At 72.3% G+C, this 21,664-nt stretch carries 18 protein-coding genes and 1 pseudogene; 12 read left to right on the top strand and 7 right to left on the bottom strand.

Annotated elements, in window-relative coordinates:
* Nucleotides 1–8: 8 nt before the first annotated feature.
* Both ACFC0Z_RS33260 and ACFC0Z_RS33255 read right to left on the bottom strand, forming a co-directional pair.
* The gene (locus ACFC0Z_RS33260; protein WP_376446019.1) at nucleotides 9–1,148 is read right to left on the bottom strand and encodes an acyl-CoA dehydrogenase family protein; all 1,140 of its coding nucleotides are present in this window, start codon (nucleotides 1,146–1,148) and stop codon (nucleotides 9–11) included.
* A complete protein-coding gene (locus ACFC0Z_RS33255) occupies nucleotides 1,148–2,368 on the bottom strand; it encodes an amidohydrolase family protein (protein ID WP_376446016.1) in 1,221 nt (406 codons plus the stop codon). Before ACFC0Z_RS33255 ends, ACFC0Z_RS33260 begins: the two co-directional genes overlap by 1 nt.
* Before the next feature lie 134 nt (nucleotides 2,369–2,502).
* Here ACFC0Z_RS33255 and ACFC0Z_RS33250 point away from each other — a divergent pair, with 134 nt between their 5' ends.
* Nucleotides 2,503–4,020 (top strand): class I adenylate-forming enzyme family protein, encoded by a 1,518-nt coding sequence (locus tag ACFC0Z_RS33250; protein ID WP_376446013.1) that lies wholly within the window; start codon nucleotides 2,503–2,505, stop codon nucleotides 4,018–4,020.
* On the opposite strand, the gene ACFC0Z_RS33245 is transcribed toward ACFC0Z_RS33250, so the two are convergent.
* Nucleotides 3,989–4,393, bottom strand: coding sequence for an STAS domain-containing protein (locus ACFC0Z_RS33245; protein WP_376446010.1), 405 nt, complete (start codon nucleotides 4,391–4,393; stop codon nucleotides 3,989–3,991). The two genes, ACFC0Z_RS33250 and ACFC0Z_RS33245, sit on opposite strands and share 32 nt — an antisense overlap.
* A gap of 189 nt (nucleotides 4,394–4,582) precedes the next feature.
* Here ACFC0Z_RS33245 and ACFC0Z_RS33240 point away from each other — a divergent pair, with 189 nt between their 5' ends.
* Nucleotides 4,583–5,164: an RNA polymerase sigma factor gene (locus ACFC0Z_RS33240; RefSeq protein WP_376446007.1), complete on the top strand. Its 582-nt coding sequence runs from the start codon at nucleotides 4,583–4,585 to the stop codon at nucleotides 5,162–5,164.
* Nucleotides 5,158–6,498 (top strand): maleylpyruvate isomerase N-terminal domain-containing protein, encoded by a 1,341-nt coding sequence (locus tag ACFC0Z_RS33235; protein WP_376446004.1) that lies wholly within the window; start codon nucleotides 5,158–5,160, stop codon nucleotides 6,496–6,498. The genes ACFC0Z_RS33240 and ACFC0Z_RS33235 overlap by 7 nt, the downstream gene beginning before the upstream one ends.
* Nucleotides 6,499–6,514: 16 nt before the next feature.
* On the opposite strand, the gene purU is transcribed toward ACFC0Z_RS33235, so the two are convergent.
* Both purU and ACFC0Z_RS33225 read right to left on the bottom strand, forming a co-directional pair.
* The gene (gene purU, locus ACFC0Z_RS33230; RefSeq protein WP_376446001.1) at nucleotides 6,515–7,366 is read right to left on the bottom strand and encodes a formyltetrahydrofolate deformylase; all 852 of its coding nucleotides are present in this window, start codon (nucleotides 7,364–7,366) and stop codon (nucleotides 6,515–6,517) included.
* 46 nt (nucleotides 7,367–7,412) lie between these two features.
* A complete protein-coding gene (locus tag ACFC0Z_RS33225) occupies nucleotides 7,413–7,859 on the bottom strand; it encodes a hypothetical protein (RefSeq protein WP_376446096.1) in 447 nt (148 codons plus the stop codon).
* Between the two features lie 240 nt (nucleotides 7,860–8,099).
* Here ACFC0Z_RS33225 and ACFC0Z_RS33220 point away from each other — a divergent pair, with 240 nt between their 5' ends.
* The gene (locus tag ACFC0Z_RS33220; protein WP_376445998.1) at nucleotides 8,100–9,392 is read left to right on the top strand and encodes an ABC transporter substrate-binding protein; all 1,293 of its coding nucleotides are present in this window, start codon (nucleotides 8,100–8,102) and stop codon (nucleotides 9,390–9,392) included.
* 66 nt (nucleotides 9,393–9,458) lie between these two features.
* Here ACFC0Z_RS33220 and ACFC0Z_RS33215 read toward each other — a convergent pair whose 3' ends face one another.
* Nucleotides 9,459–10,769 (bottom strand): hypothetical protein, encoded by a 1,311-nt coding sequence (locus ACFC0Z_RS33215; RefSeq protein WP_376445995.1) that lies wholly within the window; start codon nucleotides 10,767–10,769, stop codon nucleotides 9,459–9,461.
* A gap of 168 nt (nucleotides 10,770–10,937) precedes the next feature.
* Nucleotides 10,938–12,323 (bottom strand): transcriptional regulator, encoded by a 1,386-nt coding sequence (locus tag ACFC0Z_RS33210; protein WP_376445992.1) that lies wholly within the window; start codon nucleotides 12,321–12,323, stop codon nucleotides 10,938–10,940.
* A gap of 244 nt (nucleotides 12,324–12,567) precedes the next feature.
* Here ACFC0Z_RS33210 and ACFC0Z_RS33205 point away from each other — a divergent pair, with 244 nt between their 5' ends.
* From ACFC0Z_RS33205 to ACFC0Z_RS33170, 8 genes and pseudogenes are all read left to right on the top strand, one after another.
* Entirely contained in the window at nucleotides 12,568–13,254 is a 687-nt protein-coding gene (locus tag ACFC0Z_RS33205; protein ID WP_376445990.1) for a bifunctional DNA primase/polymerase, read from the top strand.
* Nucleotides 13,255–13,326: 72 nt separating this feature from the next.
* Complete coding sequence (locus ACFC0Z_RS33200) at nucleotides 13,327–14,178, top strand: ABC transporter ATP-binding protein (RefSeq protein ID WP_376445987.1); 852 nt, start codon at nucleotides 13,327–13,329, stop codon at nucleotides 14,176–14,178.
* Nucleotides 14,175–15,806: a transporter gene (locus tag ACFC0Z_RS33195; RefSeq protein ID WP_376445985.1), complete on the top strand. Its 1,632-nt coding sequence runs from the start codon at nucleotides 14,175–14,177 to the stop codon at nucleotides 15,804–15,806. The genes ACFC0Z_RS33200 and ACFC0Z_RS33195 overlap by 4 nt, the downstream gene beginning before the upstream one ends.
* A 90-nt stretch (nucleotides 15,807–15,896) precedes the next feature.
* The gene (locus ACFC0Z_RS33190; RefSeq protein WP_376445982.1) at nucleotides 15,897–17,618 is read left to right on the top strand and encodes an FG-GAP repeat domain-containing protein; all 1,722 of its coding nucleotides are present in this window, start codon (nucleotides 15,897–15,899) and stop codon (nucleotides 17,616–17,618) included.
* Between the two features lie 111 nt (nucleotides 17,619–17,729).
* Nucleotides 17,730–18,422 carry a hypothetical protein gene (locus ACFC0Z_RS33185; RefSeq protein WP_376445979.1) on the top strand — a complete coding sequence of 231 codons (693 nt, stop codon included), beginning with the start codon at nucleotides 17,730–17,732 and terminating at the stop codon, nucleotides 18,420–18,422.
* Nucleotides 18,423–18,806: 384 nt separating this feature from the next.
* A pseudogene (locus tag ACFC0Z_RS33180) lies at nucleotides 18,807–19,553 on the top strand (collagenase); the annotation flags it as partial.
* Between the two features lie 110 nt (nucleotides 19,554–19,663).
* Nucleotides 19,664–20,074 (top strand): hypothetical protein, encoded by a 411-nt coding sequence (locus ACFC0Z_RS33175; protein ID WP_376445977.1) that lies wholly within the window; start codon nucleotides 19,664–19,666, stop codon nucleotides 20,072–20,074.
* Nucleotides 20,071–21,664: tetratricopeptide repeat protein (locus ACFC0Z_RS33170; protein WP_376445974.1), on the top strand; the 1,594-nt coding region annotated here is incomplete at its 3' end. The genes ACFC0Z_RS33175 and ACFC0Z_RS33170, both read left to right, overlap by 4 nt.

The following is a 21,664-nucleotide window of genomic DNA, read 5'->3' as shown; positions in this document are numbered from 1 at the left end:
GCGTCGGGTCACCGGCCCTTCGGGAGGCCGAGGATGCGCTCGGCGACGATGTTGCGCTGGATCTGGGAGGTGCCGGCGGCGATCGTGTACGAGAGCGAGGACAGCCGGTCGAGGTTCCATACGCGGTCGAGGTCGAGCGCGTCGGGGCCCAGGACGGCGCCGGCCGCCTCGTACAGCTCCTGGCGGGCGTGCGAGTAGTGCAGCTTGAAGACGGAGCCGCCCGCGCCCGGGACCCCGCCGGTGGCCTGGGCCTCGCTGACGTTCGCCTGGGTGAGCCGCCACAGCGCCTGGAACTCGGCGGACAGCCTGCCGAGCCGGCGGCGGAGCACCGGGTCGTCCCAGGTGCCGTTCTTGCGGGCCGTACGGGCCAGCTCGCCGAGGAGGCGGCGGCAGGCGACGACCTCGCCGACGAAGGCCGTGCCCCGCTCGAAGGAGAGGGTGACCATGGTGACGCGCCAGCCGTCGTTCTCCTCGCCGACGCGGTTCGCGACCGGGACCCGTACCTCGTCGAGGAACATCTCCGCGAACTCGGTCGACCCGGCCAGCGTCCGCAGCGGCCGGACGGTCACGCCGGGCGCGTCCATCGGCATGGCGAGCCAGCTGATGCCCTTGTGCTTGGAGGTCGCCGGGTCCGGGTCGGTGCGGACGAGGAGCTCGCACCAGTCGGCGACCTCGGCGTGCGAGGTCCAGATCTTCTGGCCGGTGATCACGTACTCGTCGCCGTCCCGCACGGCCTTCGTGCGGAGCGAGGCGAGGTCGGACCCGGCACCGGGCTCGCTGAAGCCCTGGCACCACACCTCGTCGCCGCGCAGGATCGGCGGCAGCCAGCGCTCGCGCTGCGCGGCCGTGCCCTCGGCGGCGATCGTCGGGCCCGCGTGGAGCAGGCCGACGAAGTTCGCGCCGACGTAGGGCGCGCCCGCGAGCTCGGTCTCCTCCAGGAAGATCAGCCGCTGGGTGGGCGACGCGTCCCAGTGGGTGTCGGCGTACCCGGCGTCGTACAGGCGGCGCTGCCAGCCGCAGTCGTAGGCGCGGCGGGCGGGCCAGTCGAGCGGGTCGGGCTTCGGCGGGAGGGTGGGGAGGGTGGCGGTGAGCCACTCGCGGAGCCGCGCCCGGAACTCCTCCTCTTCCTCCGAGCAGGTCAGATCCATCAGCCGCGACCTTTCCGGTCCTTGTCGAAGTCCAGGCCGAGCATGCGGATCGCGTTCCCGCGCATGAGCTTGTAGATCGTCTCGTCGTCGAGGCCCTGGACGTGGTCGAGGGCGACGTCCTTGGTGTGCGGGAAGGTCGAGTCGACGTGCGGGTAGTCGGTCTCGAAGGTGGCGTTGTCCCGGCCGACGACGTCGAGGGACGCGATGCCGTGCTTGTCGCGGAAGAAGCAGCAGAAGATCTGCCGGTAGTAGTACGTGGACGGCTTCTCGGGGATCAGGTCGCGGACCCCGCCCCAGGCGCGGTGCTCCTCCCACACGTCGTCGGCGCGCTCCAGGGCGTACGGGATCCAGCCCATCTGGCCCTCGCTGTAGGCGAGCTTGAGCCGGGGGAACTTCACGAGGACGCCGGAGAAGAGGAAGTCCATCATCGAGGCCATCGCGTTGTTGAAGCTCAGGCTGGCCTGGACGGCGGGCGGCGCGTCGGGCGAGGCGGCCGGCATCTGGCTCGACGACCCGATGTGCATGTTGACGACGGTCCCGGTCTCCTGGCAGACGGCGAAGAACGGGTCCCAGTAGCCGGAGTGGATCGAGGGCAGTCCGAGGTGGGTGGGGATCTCGGAGAACGTGACGGCCCGGACGCCCCGGGCGGCGTTGCGCCGGATCTCGGCGACGGCGAGGTCGATGTCCCAGAGCGGGATGATGCAGAGCGGGATGAGCCGGCCGCCGCTGTCCCCGCACCACTCCTCGACCATCCAGTCGTTGTACGCGCGCACGCAGGCGAGGGCCACCTCCTTGTCGTGGGCCTCGGCGAAGGTCTGCCCGCAGAAGCGCGGGAAGGTGGGGAAGCAGAGCGAGGCCTCGACGTGGTTGAGGTCCATGTCGGCGAGGCGCGCCTTGGGGTCCCAGCAGCCTCGCCGCATCTCGGCGCGGGTGATGCCCTCCAGGGTCATGTCGTCGCGGTCGAAGCCGACGGCGGCGATGTTCCGCTTGTACGGGAACTTGAGGTCCTCGTAGATCCACCAGTCGGTGGGCGGGCCCTCGGGGTCCATCGTGATCTGGTACTTCCCGGCGACGTAGGCGAGCTCGCCGATCCCGGCGGTGAGGGCCTTGGGCCCCCGGTCCCGGTACTTCTTCGGGAGCCAGGTGTCGAAGAGGTGGGCCGGCTCGATCACGTGGTCGTCGACGCTGATGATGCGGGGCAGTTCCGCGCTGGAGCTCATGGGACCCTCTCCCGTTTCTGATGACCCGTCAGATCTGACGGCATCAGGCTAGCCCCGCACCTCTGGACCGACAAGCGCCGGGCCCTTACGCTCGCCGCACAATCTGACGGAACGTCAGCCATGAGGAGTACGGGATGAACGACACCGACACCGCGTACGCCCTCGGCGAGTCCCGCACGCTCTGGGAGCTCGTCGAACGCCGCGCCGCCCTCACCCCCGACCGGCCCGTCCTGCTCCAGGGCGACCGCGTCCTCACCTTCGGCGGCCTGCGCGACCGCGCCGAGCGGTGCGCCGCCGGGCTGTACGGCATGGGCGTGCGGCCCGGCACGGTCGTCGCCTGGCAGCTGCCGACCCGGATCGAGACGGCCGTGCTCTCCTTCGCGCTCGCGCGCATCGGAGCCGTACAGACGCCGGTGATCCCCTTCTACCGGGACAAGGAGGTCGGCTTCGCGCTGCGCGCGTCACGGGCCGAGTTCTTCGCCGTGCCCGGGGTCTGGCGCGGCTTCGACCACACGGCGATGGCCCGGCGGCTCGGCGCGCGCGGGATCTTCGAGGCCTACGGGGAGCTGCCGGACGGCGACCCGGCCGTCCTCCCGCCGCCGCCCTCCTCCGGCACCGACGTCCGCTGGATCTACTGGACCTCCGGCACGACCTCCGACCCCAAGGGCGTCCTGCACACCGACCGCTCGCTCCTCGCCGGCGGCTCCTGCCTCGCGCACGCGCTGCGACTGACCGCCGAGGACGTCGGCTCGATGGCCTTCCCGTACGCGCACATCGCCGGGCCCGACTACACGGTGATGCTCCTCCTGTACGGGTTCCCCGCCGTGATGTTCGAACAGTTCGCGCTGCCCGACGCGCTCGACGAGTACAACGCGCACGGCGTGACCGTCGCCGGCGGCTCCACCGCGTTCTACGCGATGTTCCTCGCCGAGCAGCGCAAGACGCCCGACCGCCCGGTCATCCCCACCCTCCGCCTCCTCGCGGGCGGCGGGGCGCCGAAGCCGCCGGAGGTCTACCACGCCGTGCGCAAGGAGCTCGGCTGCCAGCTCACCCACGGGTACGGGATGACCGAGGTCCCGATGATCACCATGGGCGACCCGGAGGACACCGTCGAGAACCTCGCGACGACCGAGGGCCGCCCGCCCGCCGGAATGGAGATACGGATCACCCCCGATGGGGAGGTCAGGCTCCGCGGCGAGGCCGTCTGCCGGGGCTACCTGGACCCGGCGCAGACCGCCGCCGCCTTCGACGAGGACGGCTTCCTCATCACCGGGGACGTCGGGCACCTGACCCCGACCGGGCACCTCGTCCTCACCGGCCGCATCAAGGACATCATCATCCGCAAGGGCGAGAACATCTCGGCCAAGGAGATCGAGGACCTCCTCGCCGGACACCCGGACGTCGGCGACACGGCCGTCATCGGCCTCCCGGACGCCGAGCGCGGCGAGCGGGTCTGCGCCGTCGTCGAACAGCCGCCGGGCGCCGCCCCGCTGACGCTCGGCGCCGTCACCGCGTACCTCCGCGAGGCGGGGCTCTCCGTCCACAAGCTGCCGGAACAGCTGGAGGTCGTGGACGCCCTGCCCCGCAACGACACCCTGCGGAAGGTGCTCAAGTACAAGCTCAGGGAGCGGTTCGGCCCGGCGTCCCGCTGAGGCCCTGCTCCCCGCCGACGGCCGCCCCGACGTCCCCGTAGACGTCGAAGAGGCGGCGGACGCCGAGGGCGGAGAGGACGCGGTCCACGTGACCTCCCTCTCCCTCCTCGGCTCCCAAGGGGAGGATCAGCCGCAGCCGTCCGCCGCAGGAGCGCAGCAGACGGCGGGCGCCGATGAGGACGCCGACGCCGCTGGAGTCGCAGAAGCGGACGGCGGACAGGTCGACCACGAGGTCGCGGTGGCCGTCCGCCACGGCGTCGTGCACGCGCCGGCGTATCTGCGGGGAGGTGACCAGGTCGAGTTCGCCCCGGATGCTCAGCACCGTCCAGGGCCCGCGTTCGTTCTCGTCCACCTCGAACGTCGTCGTCGTCACGGTCGCCGCCTGCCCCGCGGGACCGGACCGAAACCCGTCCGGGCACGGATGGCGCTTTCCTTACCATCCACATCGGCGTCAAGGGCGCACTTCCGGCAAACAGACGTGCGGTGTCCGTGCGGGCCGTTACGTTGGTGAAGACGGTGAGGGACCGAGGAGCGGGGCCGACGAGCGGGGCGGAGGACGCGCATGGCGAGGGAGACACCACCGCGCTGGGACCGCAGGATGCAGCAGCGGCTCGCGCGCGGGGAGGCCGCCGCGCTGGGCGAGTTCTACGACCGGTTCGCCTCGCTCGTGCACAGCCTGGCCAACCGCGTCCTCGACGACGTCCCCGCCGCCGACCAGATCACCAGCGAGGTCTTCGCCCACGTCTGGGAGCACCCCGACGAGTACGACCCCCGGCACGGCAGCATGCGCGCCTGGGTCGCCACCCTCGCGCAGAACCAGGCCGTGCGGCGGCTGCGGGAGACCGAGGCGACGGCGTACGCGGAGACCGGCGAGGGCTCGGCGGAGGAGCTGGAGCAGAAGGTGCTCCGCGCCAAGGCCGCCGCCCGCGCCGACTACATCGTCACGTCCATGCCGGCCCCGCTGCGGGCCGCGCTCGAATCGGCGTACGTCCAGCGGCGCGACTACCGGCAGACCGCGGCCGACCTCGGCGTCACCGAGGACGAGGCCCGGCGGCGGCTCCGGCTCGGCCTCCAGCTGCTCTCCTCGGCGAACACCCGCCCCTTGGAGGGGACTTCGCCACCGGGCTACGGGCGGGCATGGTGACGCCCCGGGACGGCGACGCGGACGACGTCGCCCGCGCCCCGCGGATACCGGGCCCCCGCCTCGCGGCCGACGACCACACCCGCCTGGACCGGCCCCCGGAGCCGGAGCCGGAGCCGTACGACCTGGAGGACGCACCCCACACCCCGGATGGTCCCGGCGGCCCCGGCAGCCTCTCGGAAGTGTCCGCAGGCGCCCCCGGCCCGCCGCCGGACGGCGGCGAGGCCGACGTCCCGCAGCTCAGTCACCAAGTGCTCACGTCCCTCCTCGGGGCCTGGGCACTTTCGGCGTGCTCCGCCGGGGAGACCCGGGCCGTCGAGGACCACCTCACCGACTGCGCGCCCTGCGCCGACGAGGCCCTCCGGCTGCGGGACGCCGTCACGCTGCTCCACGAGGACCGGGACCTCGACCTCGACCCGCTGCTCCGCGCCCGGGTCCTGGAGAGCTGCCTCGGCCGGCGCCCCGCACGCGTACCGGTGCCGGACTGGGTCACTCCGTACGACGCCGAGACCGCCCGGCTCGACGCGCTGCTCCGGGACATCGGGGACGCGGAGTGGCACGCGCCGGTACGGCTCAAGTGGTTCGAGGACGAGCGGATCGTGCGGCGCAAGACGAGCGTCGCCGGGGTCATCGGCCACCTCCTGGCGGTGGACGGCCTGGTCTCCTCCGCGCTGGGCCTCCCCGACCCGCTGGGCGCGGACGTGCCCGAGCTCTCGCCGGCCGAGCGGACGGAGGCGCTGTGGTCGGGGTGCGACCGGCCGCCGAACCGGGAGATGCGCAGGCCCTGGCGCGAGCAGTCGCACGCCCTGATCCGTACGGTCTCGTTCAAGGCGGACGGGGTCGCCGACCTCACCGTCGACTACCGGGACTTCGCGCTGCCGCTGCGGGACTCGCTCCTGGAGCGGGCCTTCGAGTGCTGGCTGCACGCGGACGACATCGCGCAGGCCGTGGCGTACCCGTACGACCCGCCGAGCGGGCCGCATCTGCACGACATGATCGACCTGGCGGCCCGGCAGCTGCCCGGGGCGCTCGCGAACCGGCGGCGTACGGGGCTGGCGTCCCCGCCCCGGCGGCTCGTCGCGGCGGGCGCCCGCGGCCGGTCGCTCCACCTGGAGGTGGAGGGGTCGGGCGGCGGCCACTGGTACATCCCGCTGGACTCGCCCGCGGCGGTCGGCGCGCCGGAGCTCGCGGTGGCGCAGGTGGCGATGGACGGCGTCGAGTTCTGCCGGCTCCTCGCGGGGCACGTCTCGCCGGCCGAGGCGGCGGCGGGCCAGGAGGGCGACCGGGAGGCCATCCACGACGTCCTCGCCGCGGCGGCCTCCCTGAGCCGTATCTGATCCCCCGCCGGGGGGATCAGGTGAAGACGACGGTGCGGCGGCCGTTGAGCAGGATCCGGCGCTCCGCGTGCCACTTCACCGCGCGGGCGAGGGCCTGGCACTCGACGTCCCGGCCGACGGCGACGAGCTGGTCGGGGGTGACCTCGTGGCCGACGCGCTCGACCTCCTGCTCGATGATCGGGCCCTCGTCGAGGTCCGCCGTCACGTAGTGGGCGGTCGCGCCGATCAGCTTCACCCCGCGCGTGTGCGCCTGGTGGTAGGGCTTGGCGCCCTTGAAGCTCGGGAGGAAGGAGTGGTGGATGTTGATGATGCGGCCGGAGAGCTGCTTGCACAGGTCGTCGGAGAGCACCTGCATGTAGCGGGCGAGGACGACGAGCTCGACCTCCTCCTCGCGGACCAGGTCGAGGAGCTCGGCCTCGGCCTCCGCCTTGGTGTCCTTAGTGACCGGGATGTGCCGGAAGGGGATCCCGTACGAGCCGACGAGCTCCTGGAAGTCGGTGTGGTTGGAGACGACCGCGACGATCTCGACGGGGAGCGCGCCGATCCGCGAGCGGAAGAGCAGGTCGTTCAGGCAGTGACCGAACTTGGAGACCATCAGGACGACCCGCATCCGCTCGTCGGCGCGGTTGATCTGCCAGTCCATCGCGAAGGAGTCGCCGACCGCGGTGAAGCTCGCGCGGAGCTTCTCCACGTTCACGGGGGCCTCGGCCGAGAAGTGGACCCGCATGAAGAAGAGACCCGTGTCACGGTCTCCGAACTGCTGGCTGTCCTCGATATTGCATCCCGTGATGAACAGGTAGCTCGACACGGCGTGCACGATGCCCTGCTTGTCGGGGCACGAGAGGGTGAGGACGTACTGGTCGGTCATCCCGACACCTTGCCACAACCGGGAGAACGTCAAGAGCCACTGTCCGTCAGACGGACCGGGTCATGATCTCCAGGACCTCAAGGGAGCGCGGGGGCATGTCGGGGTCCTCGCCGTCCGCGACCGCCATCCGTACGTGTGCCTCGCGTGCGGCCCGTACGGCCTCCGGCCAGCCCTGGTGCTCCAGGTAGGCGGAGACGGGGGCGTCGGCGCCGACCTGGTGCATGATCCGCAGCACGCGGAGGACGGCGGCGTCGACGAGGGCGGCCTCGGCGGAGTCGCGGAAGACGGCGCCGACGTACTTCTCGGCGGACCAGTTGTCGAGCCAGGTGTCCTCGACGAGGCGGTAGACGGCGTCGGTGACGTCGCCGTACCCCTCCTGGCCGGCGAGCCAGGTCGTCTCGTGGAAGGCGGGGTCGGAGAGCATGTGCAGCGCGGAACGCACGTTGATGCGCCAGCGCCACCACGGCATGTCGTTGAGCGGCATGCCGCCCATGGTGGAGGAGCGACGGCCGCGACGGGAAGGGTTCACCGGACGTGATGCCTGACTCGGGGCCGGGCTCGGGACGGGACTCGGGACGGGACGGGACACGTTTCGATCGTACGTTCCCCTACTCCACAACCGGACTCACCCCCTCCCCTTTCACTGCACCACCCCCGTAATTCACCTTCACGTCACCCTTCGTTGAACCGCGCTCACTCCCGCGTTACCCCGGAACCGGAAGCGTGCGTGTCCATGACCGGTAGGCGAACGACCCCACTCCTCGCATACGTCACGACCATCGCGGCGGGTGCGTCGCTCCTCACCGGGTGTGGCATGCTCCCTGGGGCCACGGGGGGCTCCAGGGAGCAGGTCACGGTGATGACCTGGGCACCCGACCAGACCCGCGCGACGAACATGCCCGGCATGCCCGCCATGGCGCAGACCTACGCCCGGTGGATCAACGCGCAGGGCGGCATCGACGGCCACGAGCTCCGCGTCCTCACCTGCAACGAAGAGAACACCCCCGCCGGCGCCGCCGCCTGCGCCCGCCGCGCGGTCCACGAGGGCGCGGTCGCCGTCGTCGGCTCGTACAGCCAGAACGGCGAGGCCTTCATGGCGCCGCTGGAGGCCGCCGGCATCCCGTACATCGGCGGCTACGGCATCTCGGAGGACGAGTTCACGAGCCCGCTCTCCTACCCCGTCAACGGCGGACAGGCCTCCCTCATCGCCGGGCACGGCATGCAGCTCGCCGAGTCCTGCCGCACGGTCTCGCTCGTCCGGCCCGACACCGTCGACGGCGACCGGCTCTCCGGACTCCTCAACTCCGGCCTGAGCAGGGCCAGTCACCGCAACGCCGTCGACATCCCGGCCGTCGAGGACGCCGGCGAGTACACCCGGCAGGCCGGCAAGGCCCGCGACCAGGCCGGGAACGAGAAGGGCTGCGTCACCGCCGTCCTCGGCGAACGCACCCAGACCTTCTTCGACTCCTTCCGGCGCCTGCCCGAGCAGGCGGAGGGCAAGGGGAAGACGCGGACCGGCGACGACAAGCCCGGCGACTCCGTCCGCATCTCCTCCGTGCTCGGCAGCGTCGGCCAGCCCGTCATCGACCGCACCGGCGGCGCCCACAGCCCCTTCGAGGGCGCGTACGTCACCGGCTGGTACCCGGAGTCCGACGACAAGAGCTGGCAGCCGATGCGCGAGGCCATCCGGCAGCACGCCTTCGCGGACAACCGGGTCGACCCGTCCGACGCGGGCGTCCAGACCACCTGGATCGCCTACACCGTCCTCAAGGCCGTCATCGAGTCCCTCGACCAGGACGAGATCACCGGCGAGAAGATCGCCACCGCCCTCGACCGGGGCGCGCGCATCGACACCGGCGGGCTCACCCCGAGCCTGCGGTGGAAGTACGAGGACCTCCTCGGCGCCGCCGGATACCCCCGGATCGTCAACCACAAGGTGACGTTCCAGGTGGTGAGGAACGGGCGGCTCGTGGCGCAGAAGCCCGGCTTCGTCGACGTCGGCGAAACGGTCCTCAGCGCCCCGTAGGCAGCCCTCCCGGCCTCACAGCCGGGTGGGCGTCACAGCCGGGTGGGCGTCACAGCCGGGTGGGCGTCACAGCTGGGTGGGCGACCGCTTCTCCAGTCCGTACTTGTCGGCGGTCGGGTTCCACAGCCCGGCCGCCTGCTTCTTGGCCGCGCTCGCCTCGCCGCTCTTCTCGTTCGCCTGCGCCAGGCGCTCGGTCCGCTTGGCCTCGCCGCCCTTGCAGTTCTTCTTGTTCTTCATCTCGTCGGCCCAGGCCGCGTAGTGGTCGTCGGCCGAGGCCGAGGCCCGCCAGGCCTTGGTGAGCGCCGAGGTCAGGGCCGCGTTCTTCGGGAGCTTGTCGACCTTCAGCGTCTGGAGCCTGGTCACCAGGCCCCGGCGCTGCTCGGCGGCGGCCCGCAGGTCCTTCGCCGCGTTGTCGAGGTTCTTGCACTTGTTGATCGCCGCGACCGCGCTGATCACCGAGTCGCGGCTGCTGTTGCTGTCGCCGAGCAGCTTGTCCAGCTCCTTGGCCTGCGGCTCCGCCGGGTCCGGCTTCTTCTCGGCGGGCTCGGTGGTGGCCTCGCCGGGCTTGGCGTCGGGGGCGGCGGGCGTCACGGAGCCGGTGGCCACGGTCTGGCCGCCCTTCTCGGGCTCGTCGTCACCGCTGAGCATCATCCCGGCGCCGAGGCCGACGACCGCGCAGCCGACGACGACGGCGGCGATCAGCGCGACCGGCGACTTGCGGCGCGGACGCTCGGGCTCGTCGTCGTAGTAGGCGTCCTGGTAGGCGCCCTGCTGCCCGTACTGCTGCTGCGGGGGCTGCTGGTACGCCTGCTGCTGGTACGAGGCCGTGGGCGGCTGCTGCTGGTACGGGGCGGGCTGCTGGTATCCCTGCGGGGCCTGGGGCGACTCCGTACGGAAGAGACTGTCGAACTCGGCGAGCGGCTGCCGCTCACCGGGAACCTGGCCGGGCATCTGCTGCTGCGGTACGGGAGCGATGTACTGGGTCGCGTCCGAGGCGCCGTGCGGCTGGCCCTGGCCCTGCCCGTGGCCCGGCAGCGGCAGCGGTCCGGTGCCGAGGAACTGGGTGTCGGACCCGGCGGCGGGCTGCGCCGGCGGGTAGCCGTACCCGGGCTGGGGCTGCTGCGGCTGCTGGGGCGGCATCGCGCCGGGGACCGGAGCGATGTACTGGGTCGCGTCCGAGGCCCCGGCCGGCGGGTAGCCGTACCCCGGCTGCGGCGGCACCGACGGCGGCCCCGCCGGGATCGGCGGCAGGTACTGCGTGGACTGCATGTCGGCGGCGCCCGGCACGGCCTCCGGGGGCAGCGGCTGCGCGGGAGGCAGCGGCTGCCCGCCCGCCGCCGGGTACTGCTGCTCCGGACCCTGTCCGTACTGCGTCACCGGGACTCCTACTGATGGACCTACGGAATCGTCGGCTCACGCTACCGGGTACGTCCAGGCCTCCGCACACACGTGTGAGCCCGCTAACACCGCGGGCCCCTCCCGCCCCCTAGGGCCTGTCCGGCGCACCAGGCCCCGCGACCCCGGCCATGATCCGCCGGACAGGCCCTAGGCCACCGCCAGGTCCATCCGCGCCCCGAACTCCCGCACCACCGCCTCCCCCGCGTACGGCTCCAGACGGTCCCGCAGGTCCTCCAGGTACTCGGCGCCCCTCGACGACCGCATCGCCCCCAGGAGTTCGAGGGCCCGCGTGCCCGTCCGGCAGGCGAGCTCCACCTCGCGCTGCTGCACCTGCGCCGTCGCGAGCAGCGCGAGGCCGATCGCCCGCCGCCGCGCCCGCGCCTCGGGGTGCCCGGCGATCGCCTCGCGCGCGGCCCGCGCCGCCGCCTCCGGCTGCCCCAGGTCCCGGTGGCAGTGGGCCAGTTCGTCGGCGAGGTAGGCGTGGTCGAAGTGCGCGATCCACGCCGGTTCGTCGGCGGCGTCCGGAGCGGCCCGGTCGAGCGCCCGTACGGCCTGGGCGACGGCCGCCTCGAAGGCGCGGACGTCCCCGAGCAGCGCGTGCCCGCGCGCCTCCGCCGCGAGGAACATCGCCTCCGCGCGCGGCGGCACCTTCCCCCGCGCCCCCTCCTGCGCCGCCCGCGCCAGCTGCGCGATCTCCCGGGGGTTGCCGAGCTGCGCGGCGAGGTGGCTCATCGAGGCGGCGAGCACGTACCCGCCGTACCCCCGGTCGCCCGCCGCCTGCGCGAGCCGCAGCGCCTGGATGTAGTACCGCTGCGCGAGCCCCGGTTCACCGGTGTCCACCGCCATGTACCCGGCGAGCTCGGTCAGCCGCGCCGCCGCCCCGAAGAGCTGCCGTCCGACGCCCTCCCGGTACGAGCCGGACAGCATCTGCGACACGACGCTGTTCAGGTAGTGCACGACCACGGGACGCACGTGCCCGCTGCCGAAGCGCCGGTCGAGGTCGACGAGCGCGGTCGTCATCTCCCGTACGGCCGTCACGTCCGCGACCCCCACGCGCGTGCCCGCGTGCCGGGCCACGTGCGCGTCGGCGCCCGTGATCAGCCAGTCCCGGCTGGGTTCGACGAGCGCCGAGGCCGCGACCGTCGATCCCGTGAGGAAGTCCCGGCGGCCCACGTCGCTGCGCCACAGCTCGCAGACCTGCTCGATCGCCGCGAGGACGGTCGGCGCGAACTGGAGCCCGACCCCGGCCGCGAGGTTCCGGCCGTTGGCCATCCCCACCTCGTCGATCGTGACCGTACGTCCCAGCTTGCGGCCGAGGGCCTCCGCGATGACGCCCGGCGCCCGGCCGCGCGGCTGCTGCCCGCGCAGCCACCGCGCCACGGACGTCTTGTCGTAGCGGAGATCGAGTCCGCGCTCGGCGCCGACCATGTTGACCCTGCGGGCCAGGCCCGCGTGCGAGCAGGCCGCCTCCTGGATGAGTGACTGGAGCCGTTCGTTCGGCTGACGTGGGACGAGTGGACGGGCTGCTGTCATGAGGAACCCCCTATGACCGTGCGGTGATCACGAGAAGTGATCACTGCCCGGCGGATATCCGGTCAATGCCGATGTGAACACGCGAAACCGGACAGGGGTCACCGGCTCCCCCACTCCCCTCTACCCACCCCCGCTCCCCGTCCCTCCGCGCGCCCCCACCAGTGCAACCGTGCGCCCCGCATGCAGGATCGATGCGTCACACGACTGCACCCCGCGCCCGTAACCCCAGGTGACGGGGGCAGTTGTGCTCACCGTGGAAGAGACCATCGGAGTCACGGAGACCGCACAGATCCCCCAGCAGCGCGGCGAACAGCTGCTGGACAGTGCCGTGCGGTACGCGGAAGAGCGGCACTGGGACGTGTTCCCCGGGACCTGGCTTGAGGCCGTCGAGGGCAGGGAGCGCTGTTCCTGCGGCGCGGAGGCGTGCGCCGTCCCCGGCGCGCACGCCGTCAAGCCCGACTGGTCGACCCAGGCCACCGGGAGCGGGGTCGGCGCCCGGCGGATGTGGTCGAAGACGCCGAAGGCGTCGATCCTGCTGCCGACGGGCCGGACGTTCGACGCGATCGAGGTTCCGGAGTCGGCCGGTTTCCTCGCGCTCGCGCGCATGGAGCGCATGGAGCTGACGCTCGGCCCCGTGACCTGCACTCCGGACCGCCGGATGTTCTTCTTCGTGCTGCCGGGCGCCGCGACGAAGGTGCCCGACCTCGTACGGAAGCTGGGCTGGGTCCCGGCGGCGATCGACCTCACCACGCGCGGCGAGGGCCACTACGTGGCGGCCCCGCCGACCCGCATCGGCGGCGTCGGCGCGGTGCAGTGGGCGCGCCGCCCCACCCCGGCGAACCGGTGGCTGCCGGACGCGGAGGAGCTCATCAGCGCCCTCGCGTACGCGTGCGGCCGGGAGGCGGCGGAGTCCAGGGCGCGTACGCAGTGAATCTGGCGTGATCGCACGTCACCCGTATGGTGGGCCCTGTATACACGGGGACAACCGAAGGGTTGACGGACCATGCCTGACCAGGCATTTGACGGAGCATTGAACACGGGCGCCGCGACGGGCACCGCACCGGAATCCGGTGCGGTGCCCGCGGTGCGTGTCGAGGGGCTGTGGAAGCGCTTCGGGCAGCAGATCGCCGTGCACGGCGTCGATCTCGTCCTGCCCGCGGGGAAGTTCATCGGGCTCGTCGGGCCCAACGGGGCCGGAAAGACCACCACGCTCTCCATGATCACGGGCCTGCTGCGGCCCGACCAGGGGCGCATTCTCGTCGCGGGGCACGACGTGTGGGCCGACCCGGAGTCGGTCGCCGAGGTGAAGGCGCGGATCGGCATCCTGCCCGAGGGCCTGCGGATGTTCGAGCGGCTCTCGGGACGCGAACTCCTCGCCTACAGCGGCCGGCTGCGGGGGCTGCCGGGCGCCGAGGTCGACAAGCGGGCGGCGCAGCTGCTCGACGTGCTCGACCTGGCCGGTTCGCAGAACAAGCTGGTCGTCGACTACTCGACGGGCATGCGGAAGAAGATCGGGCTCGCCGCCGCCCTCCTCCACAACCCCGAAGTGCTCTTCCTCGACGAGCCGTTCGAGGGCGTCGACCCGGTCTCCGCGCAGACCATCCGGGGCGTCCTTGAGCGGTACACCGCGTCGGGCGCGACCGTCGTCTTCTCCAGCCACGTCATGGAGCTGGTCGAGTCGCTGTGCGACTGGGTCGCCGTCATGGCGGCGGGCCGGATCCGCGCGCAGGGCCCGCTCGCGGAGGTCAGGGGCGAGGCCGGCTCCCTCCAGGAGGCGTTCCTCGAACTGGTGGGGGCGAACGGGCGGGCGGCGTCCGGCGAGTCGCTGGACTGGCTGGGCGGCGGGGCGAAGTGACCACCACGACCACAGCCCCCGTCCCCTCCCCCGTACCGTCGCTCACCTCCGTCTTCGTACGGCTCAAGCTGTCGCTGCTCAAGAACGGGCTGCGGCAGTCGGGCGGACGGACGGCCGCGTACATCACGACGGTCGTCGTCGGCCTCCTCTTCTCCGCCGTGATGGTGCTGGCCTTCGCGCTCCTGCGGGGCAACGCGGACGCCGACACGATCGCGGTCCTGCTCACCGGGGTCCTCGCCCTGTGGTGGACGTTCATGCCGCTGTTCATCCCGAGCGGCGACGAGACCCTCGACCCCTCGCGGCTCGTCATGCTGCCGCTGCGGCCCCGACCGCTGATCCGGGCGCTGCTCGTGGCCTCCCTCGTGGGCATCGGCCCGGTGCTCACCCTCGTCCTGGCCTTCGGCGCGGCCCTGTCGGTCGCGCACGGCGCGGCCGGGACGGTCGCCGCCGTCCTCGCGGTGCCGCTCGTGACCGTCGGCTGCGTGGCGCTCTCGCGCGCGGTGGCGGCGGCGAACATCCGGCTCCTCACCTCCCGCAAGGGCCGTGACCTGGCCCTTCTGTCGGGTCTGGTGATCGCGGTCGGCATCCAGGTCGTGAACTTCGGCGCACAGCGCCTGAGCCAGGCCGGGGGCCTCGAAGTCCTCGAACCGGTGGCGGAGGTCGTCGGCTGGCTGCCGCCGGCCGCCGCGATCGGCGCCGTCGACGCGGCGAGCGAGGGCGCGTACGGGGTGGCCGTCGGCCGGCTGCTGCTGACGGCGGCGGCGCTCGTCGCGGTCGTGTACTGGTGGCAGCGGAGCCTCGTCCGCCTGATGGTCGAGCCGGACGGTTCGACGATCGGCGCGGCGGCGGACGCGGGCGTCAGCGAGAAGTCGGGTACGGGGACGCTCGCGCGGCTCCTGCCGGGCGGGCGTACGGGCGCGGTCATGGAGCGCACCCTGCGGTACATCTGGCGCGACCCGAAGACGAAGGCCGCGTGGGTGACCTCGCTCGCGATCGGTCTGATCGTGCCGCTGTTCAACGCCTTCCAGGGCACGGGCTCGATCTACTTCGCGTGCTTCGCCTCGGGCATGCTCGGCGTGCAGATGTACAACCAGTTCGGCCAGGACACCTCGGCGTTCTGGATGGTCGCGCAGACCATTTCGACGACCGCCGACGCGTACGCCGAACTGCGGGCGCGGGCCCTGGTGATGCTCCTGGTCACCGTCCCGTACACCGTCCTCGTGACCGGCGTGACCGCCGCCGTCCTCGGCGACTGGTCGGCCTTCCCCGAGGCCCTCGGCCTGGCGCTCGCGCTGCTCGGCGCGGCGGTCGGCACGGGCGCGGTGGCCTCGGCGGCCTTCCCGTACTCGATCCCGCAGGACAGCGGCTACAAGAACGTGGTGCCGGGACAGGGCGGGCTCGCCTGGATGTCGATCCTCGGCGGCATGTTCGGCTCGGCGCTGCTGTGCGCGCCGATGATCGCGGCGGCGATCACCCTCCACGTGACGGACACGCAGTCGCTGCTGTGGGTGCTGCTCCCGGCGGGCGCGGTGTACGCGGCGCTGCTCGTCTGGGCGGGCCTGAAGGTGGCGGCTCCGCGCACGGCGCGGCGGCTGCCGGAGATCCTGGCGGCGGTCAGCAAGGGCTGAGACCGTCCGGGGAATGTGCTGACGGATGCGGTCGGCGGACGTGTTAACGTCCGCCGACCATTCGTTCGTTTTCTTTTCCCTGGGGTGGGAATGCTGCGCAGGTTTATGGGGGCGGGTGTCGCCGCGGCGATGCTCGTGACCGGTGGGGTCGTGGGGGCGGGGTCCGCCTTCGCGGCCGGGGATCCGACGTTCGGATTCGACGAGCTCGACGACCAGATCATCATGCCGGGTACCGGCTACGCGGAGCTGTGGCCCAACGGGACCTTCGGCTCGACCACGGGCCGGCCCGACGGCACGTACGTCTACGCGATCAGCAAGAAGCCGCTGACCAACGCCGCCTGGACCACCGGCGGCCTGCCGAGCGGCCTGAAGATCGTGCGCAACGACGGCTGCGCGCCGAAGGCCGGCAAGGCCGGCGTGTACACGTGCGACGTCCGGAGCAGCGGCTTCCTCGGCCCCGAGGTCGAGGCGACGAGCACCGCCGCCGACGGCACGACGGCCTACTACGGCCTCGTGTACGTGCCGCGCGGTTCGAGCGTCGACGCGGGCATCAAGGAAGCACAGATCGCCGCCACCAAGACCGAGACGAGCCGCCGCGCGCACGCGACGGTCACCGTCAGGTCCAAGGCCCACGTCGCGCAGAACAAGATGACGCTGACGACCCCGACGCTGCCCGCGGGCGGCACGGTGAAGCACACGCTCAAGCTGCACGCCGTGGACAAGGGCAAGCTCTGGCTGGACCTGAACGCGGCGCCCGGATACCGCCGCTGGGACGAGGGCGAGCTCAAGGTCACCGTCACCGGCGTCTCCAGGGGCACCGCGACCGGCATCAGCTGCGACCACTCGACGGGCTACATCCCCGACGGCGGCGTGTACTGCACGGTGACGAAGCCCGGTGACTACACGGTCACCTACGGCCTGAAGGCCGCGGCGGGCGCACCGGCGTGGCGGGTGCGCGCGTTCGCCGCGTACGAGGTCTACAACTTCGGCATCGGCAACCCGGAGAAGAGCTCCGACTTCTCCATCGGCAGCACGAAGCCGGTGATCCAGCGCCACCAGCTCGTGGGCCGCGCGTCGGACGGCGACCTGTACGCGTACGAGGGCACGGGCAAGGTCTCCCCCTTGTTCCAGGAGGTCTCCCCGGTCGGCTACAGCGGCGACTGGAACCGGTACTCGGCGATCACCCGCCTCGGTCCCCTCACCGTCCAGAGCACCGGCCCCGGCGCCGTCGCCCGGGACAGGAGCGGTGTGCTGTGGTTCTACCGGACGTCCGGTGACGGCGGCCTGTTCACGGGCCGGTCGCGCGTGGGCGGCGGCTGGAACACGTACAACCTGCTCGCCGGCGCCTCGGACCTGACCGGCGACAAGAAGGCGGACCTGCTCGCGCGGGGCACGGACGGCGTCCTGCGGCTGTACCAGGGCACGGGCGTCACGGCGACGCCGTTCAAGACGCCGCTGCGGATCGGCGGCGGCTGGAACGTCTACAACGCGCTCGTCGGCGGCACGGACCTGACCCGCGACGGCAAGCCCGACCTGCTGGCTCGCGCCAAGGACGGCAAGACGTACCTGTACGTGGGCACGGGCTCGGCGACGCGCCCGTTCGCCCCCGCGAAGCAGGTCGGCACCGGCTACCAGGGGTACAACGCGCTGGTCTCCCCCGGCGACCTGAACTCCGACGGCAAGGCGGACCTGGTGGGCCGGGACGCCACGGGCGCGCTGTACTTCCACGCGGGCACGGGCTCGGCGACGACGCCGTTCGCGACGCGCGTGCGGGTCGGCAGCGGGTGGCAGAAGTACAACCTGCTGTTCTGACCTCATATGCAGCTCAAGTCCCTTGCCGGGCAGGGAATCGACTGGTGATGATCGGCCCCACCACCACCTGACCAGTGGTGACCACGGCATTCACAGGGGGAGCGGAAGCGGATGAGGATCAGAAGGACGGCCTTGGCGGCCTGCGCGGCGGCCGCGCTGGTGGCGGGTACGGCGGGATGCACGTCGGACGGCGAGGGCAAGGGGACGGACAAGGCGTCGGGCAAGCCCGCGCCCTCCGTCTCGGCGTCCGCCGCCAAGGCCAAGCCCTGCAAGGGCGGCACGTACACCTGGTCCAACGTGACCCAGAAGGACGTCCTGACGGGCGTCGCCGACGAGCAGGAGGTCGGGAAGGGCGGCGGGGAGCTCACCGCCCCGCTGAAGCCGCTCTACACCCCGCACGTCTCGGTCACCTTCGCTGAGTGGGTCCCGGCGGGGGCCGGGGACGCGAAGGCCGCGCTGACGGCGCTCGGCGTGAAGACCGGCGAGATCGACCCCGGCGACAGCGGTTCGGAGTACGCCTTCACCGACGTGGGCCGACCGGCGCCGGACCACAAGGGCCGTACGACGATGCTCGGTCCGGGGAAGTTCGTCGACTACTCCTTCGTGAAGGAGGTCACCGGCGAGTTCTGGTACAAGTGCGGCACCGAGGCGCCCATCCAGGGCAAGGCGACCAGCTGGACGCTCGACGGCTCGGGCATCCTGTCGTGCTCGGAGCCGGTGAAGAAGGCGGAGAAGCGCGAGAAGCACGCGCTGGAGGCGGCGCGGATCGCCTGCGGCCCGGACGCTCCGGCGTCGAAGGGCTGAGCCGCGACACCTGTGCACGGACGAAGCGCCCCGGGTCATGACGACCGGGGCGCTTCTGCGTGTGCGTACGCGTGTGCACCCCCGTCACGACAGTCCCTCGCCCCACAGTATTGCCAAGCAATGTGACGTGTGCCATTTTACTGCGAGTCCGTCATGGACGGTTCATCCGCGCCACACCCTCCTCCTCCTCAGGAGTCCCCCTTGCGTGCCATAGCCACCGCCCTGCTGGTCACGGCCTTCGCCGCCGCCCCGCTCCAGTCCGCCCAGGCCGCCGAACCCACGCCCCAGCTGACCCTGGAGCAGGCCCTTGACGCCCCGGGCGCCCGCGTGGCCCACGGCCTGGCCAAGCCCGACGTCACCACCCCGGCGGCCGGCGGCGGCGGCCGCCTGGAGAGCCGCGTCCTGCCGATCGTCCACGACTGCAGCCCCTCGCTGCGCATCCGCGCCCAGGAGATCACCGCCGAGCAGCTCGCCGCGACCTGCGCGAGCCTCGCCAACCAGGACGCGTTCTTCCACAGCGTGGTCAAGGACTCCGGCGCGGTCGCGGACGACTCCAACACCACCCTCGAAGTCGACGTCTTCAACACCCGCGCCGACTACCAGGCGTGGGCGGGCAAGATCTACGACATCGACACCAACAACGGCGGCATGTACCTGGAGGGCGACCCCTCCAAGAACAGCGCCCAGCCCCGCTTCATCTGCTACGAGCGCACCGACGTGGCCCCCGGCTGGCAGATCTGGAACCTGAACCACGAGTACACGCACTACCTCGACGGCCGCTACGACATGTACGGCGACTTCGGCGCCGGATACAGCACGCCGACCGTGTGGTGGGTCGAGGGCCTCGCCGAGTACGTCTCGTACTCGTACCGCAACCTCACCAACACCAAGGCCGTGGCGCAGGCCGGTCTCCACACGTACTCGCTGCGCACGCTCTTCGACACGACGTACGAGAACGCCGACTCGACCCGCGTCTACCAGTGGGGCTACCTCGCCACCCGCTACATGCTGGAGCGCCACCCGGCCGACGTGCAGAAGGTCCTCGGCTACTACCGCACGGGCAACTGGGCCGCGGCCCGCACGTTCCTGACGGCGCTGGACTACGAGGCGGACTGGAACGCGTGGCTGACGCAGGTCAACGCGGCCGGCGTCTGAACCGGCAGTCCGTAGACGGTGGTTGAGCCCGGCGGGATTTCCCGCCGGGCTCGGTCCGTAGAGCCCCGCTGGTCCACTATGAAGACATGGTGACGTGGCAGCGGGTGTGCTGGTGGGGGCTGGCCCTGTTGGGGGCCGGTGCGGGGATCGGACTCCTGGTGTGGGTGACGGTGTCGCATCCGGAGGGGTCCGCGCAGGGGTGGGGCGTCGCGGGCGGGGTGGCGGGGCTGGTCGCGGCGGGGGTGGGCCTGTGGCAGCTACGGGCGGCGGCAGCCGGGGCTGCGGCGCCCGCGCCCGCCCCGGCCGGGCCGGTCGTCGCGGAGCGGGGCGGGATCGCGGCGAGGGGCAACGTGACGCGTTCCTCGACGACGTACGTGGGCACGCCCCCACCCTCCTCCACTCCCCCCGCACCGGGGCAGGACGGCCTTGCCGCCCGGGACGGTGGGATCGCGGCGGGCGGTGACGTCGAGGACTCGACGACGGAGTTCCGGCAGTGATCCGGAAGCGCCCCCCGGAGCCCCCTGAACCCGCCCTGCACGGGACGAACGGGTCGATCGTCGCCGGTGGCGACGTCAACAACTCCGTGACGCAGCACGTGGAGACCCAGCAGGCGTTCTTCCTGCCTCCCGAGGCGCAGGGGCCGATCCCGGCCGACGCGGCCAAGACAGGTATGTCCAACATCCAGGCCGTCGCGGCCGGTGGCTTCGTCGGCCGGACGTCCGAGCTCGCCTCCCTGGAGGCGGCGTTCACCGGTCCTGGCGAAGTGCTCGTGCAAGCGGTACACGGTCTCGGCGGGGTGGGGAAGTCCGCGCTCGCCGCCGAGTGGGCCGGTGGGCGGCGCGACACGGTCCGGTGGTGGATCACGGCGGACACCGCGCCCGCCGTGGACGCGGGCGTGGCGGCCCTGGCCCGAGCCCTCCAACCGGGCCTGACCGGACTCCCCGCCGAGGTGCAGACGGAACGCGCGATCCGGTGGCTGGCCGACCACCCGGACCGATGGCTCCTGATCCTCGACAACGTCGAGGACCCGGCCCACATCCGCCCGCTCCTGGACCGGATCCCTGGAGGACGGGTCCTGGTGACAACCCGCCTGGCCAGCGGCTGGCACCGCCACGCCGCCGTCGTCCGCCTTGGCGTGCTCGCCCCGGCCGACGCGGTCGAACTCTTCACCCGCATCCTCACGCAGCACGGCCCCCGCGACGAGACCGGCGCGGAAGCGGTCTGCGCCGAGCTGGGGTACCTCGCCCTGGCGGTCGAACAGGCCGCCGCGTACTGCGCCGAGACCGGCGTCAGCCCGTACGCGTACCTGGACCAGCTGGCCTCCTGGCCCGCCACGATGTACGCGGCCACCGCCGAAGGCGGCGACTCGGCCCGCACGGCCGCCCGCATCTGGCGCCTCACCCTGGACCGCGTCGCGGCCACCCCACTGGCGGGCGACCTGCTGCGCGTCCTCGCCTGGTACGCCCCCGACCGGATCCCGCGCGACCTGCTCGCCCCTCTCGGCACGCCGCCCGAGGTCAACGCGGCGATCGGCAAGCTCGCGGCGTACAACATGATCACCGCGAACGACGACGGCACGCTGAGCGTCCACCGGCTGGTCCAGGCCCTGGCCCGCACGCCGGACCCCGAGGATCCGCACCGACGGGCCGAGGACATCGCTACGGCGCGGGACGAGGCCGCCGCACTTCTGGCGAGCGCATATCCCGACGACGAGGACGAACCCGCCAACTGGCCCCGCTTCCAAGCGCTCCTTCCCCACACGGACTCCCTCGTCGACCACCACTCCAGCGACCACGACACCCTCTACACCGCAGTCGCCCTCGACCGTGCCTCCCGTTACAGGAAGGGGCAGGGCGCCCTGGACCTCGCCCTGTCAGGTCTTCAGCGCGCACTCGCCGTACAACTGCGGCTGCGGGGCCACGACCACCCGAGCACGCTCACCGCACGCAACAACCTCGCCGCCTCGTACGTGGCGGCCGGGGACTACGACCGGGCCATCCCCCTCCACCAAGCGACCGTCGGCATCCGCGAACGCATCCTGGGCCACGACCACCCGAACACGCTCAACTCACGCAACAACCTCGCCG

This window comes from Streptomyces sp. NPDC056144 (assembly GCF_042264145.1).
Taxonomy (GTDB): Bacteria; Actinomycetota; Actinomycetes; order Streptomycetales; family Streptomycetaceae; genus Streptomyces.
This window is presented reverse-complemented; position numbering and strand designations above follow the sequence as displayed.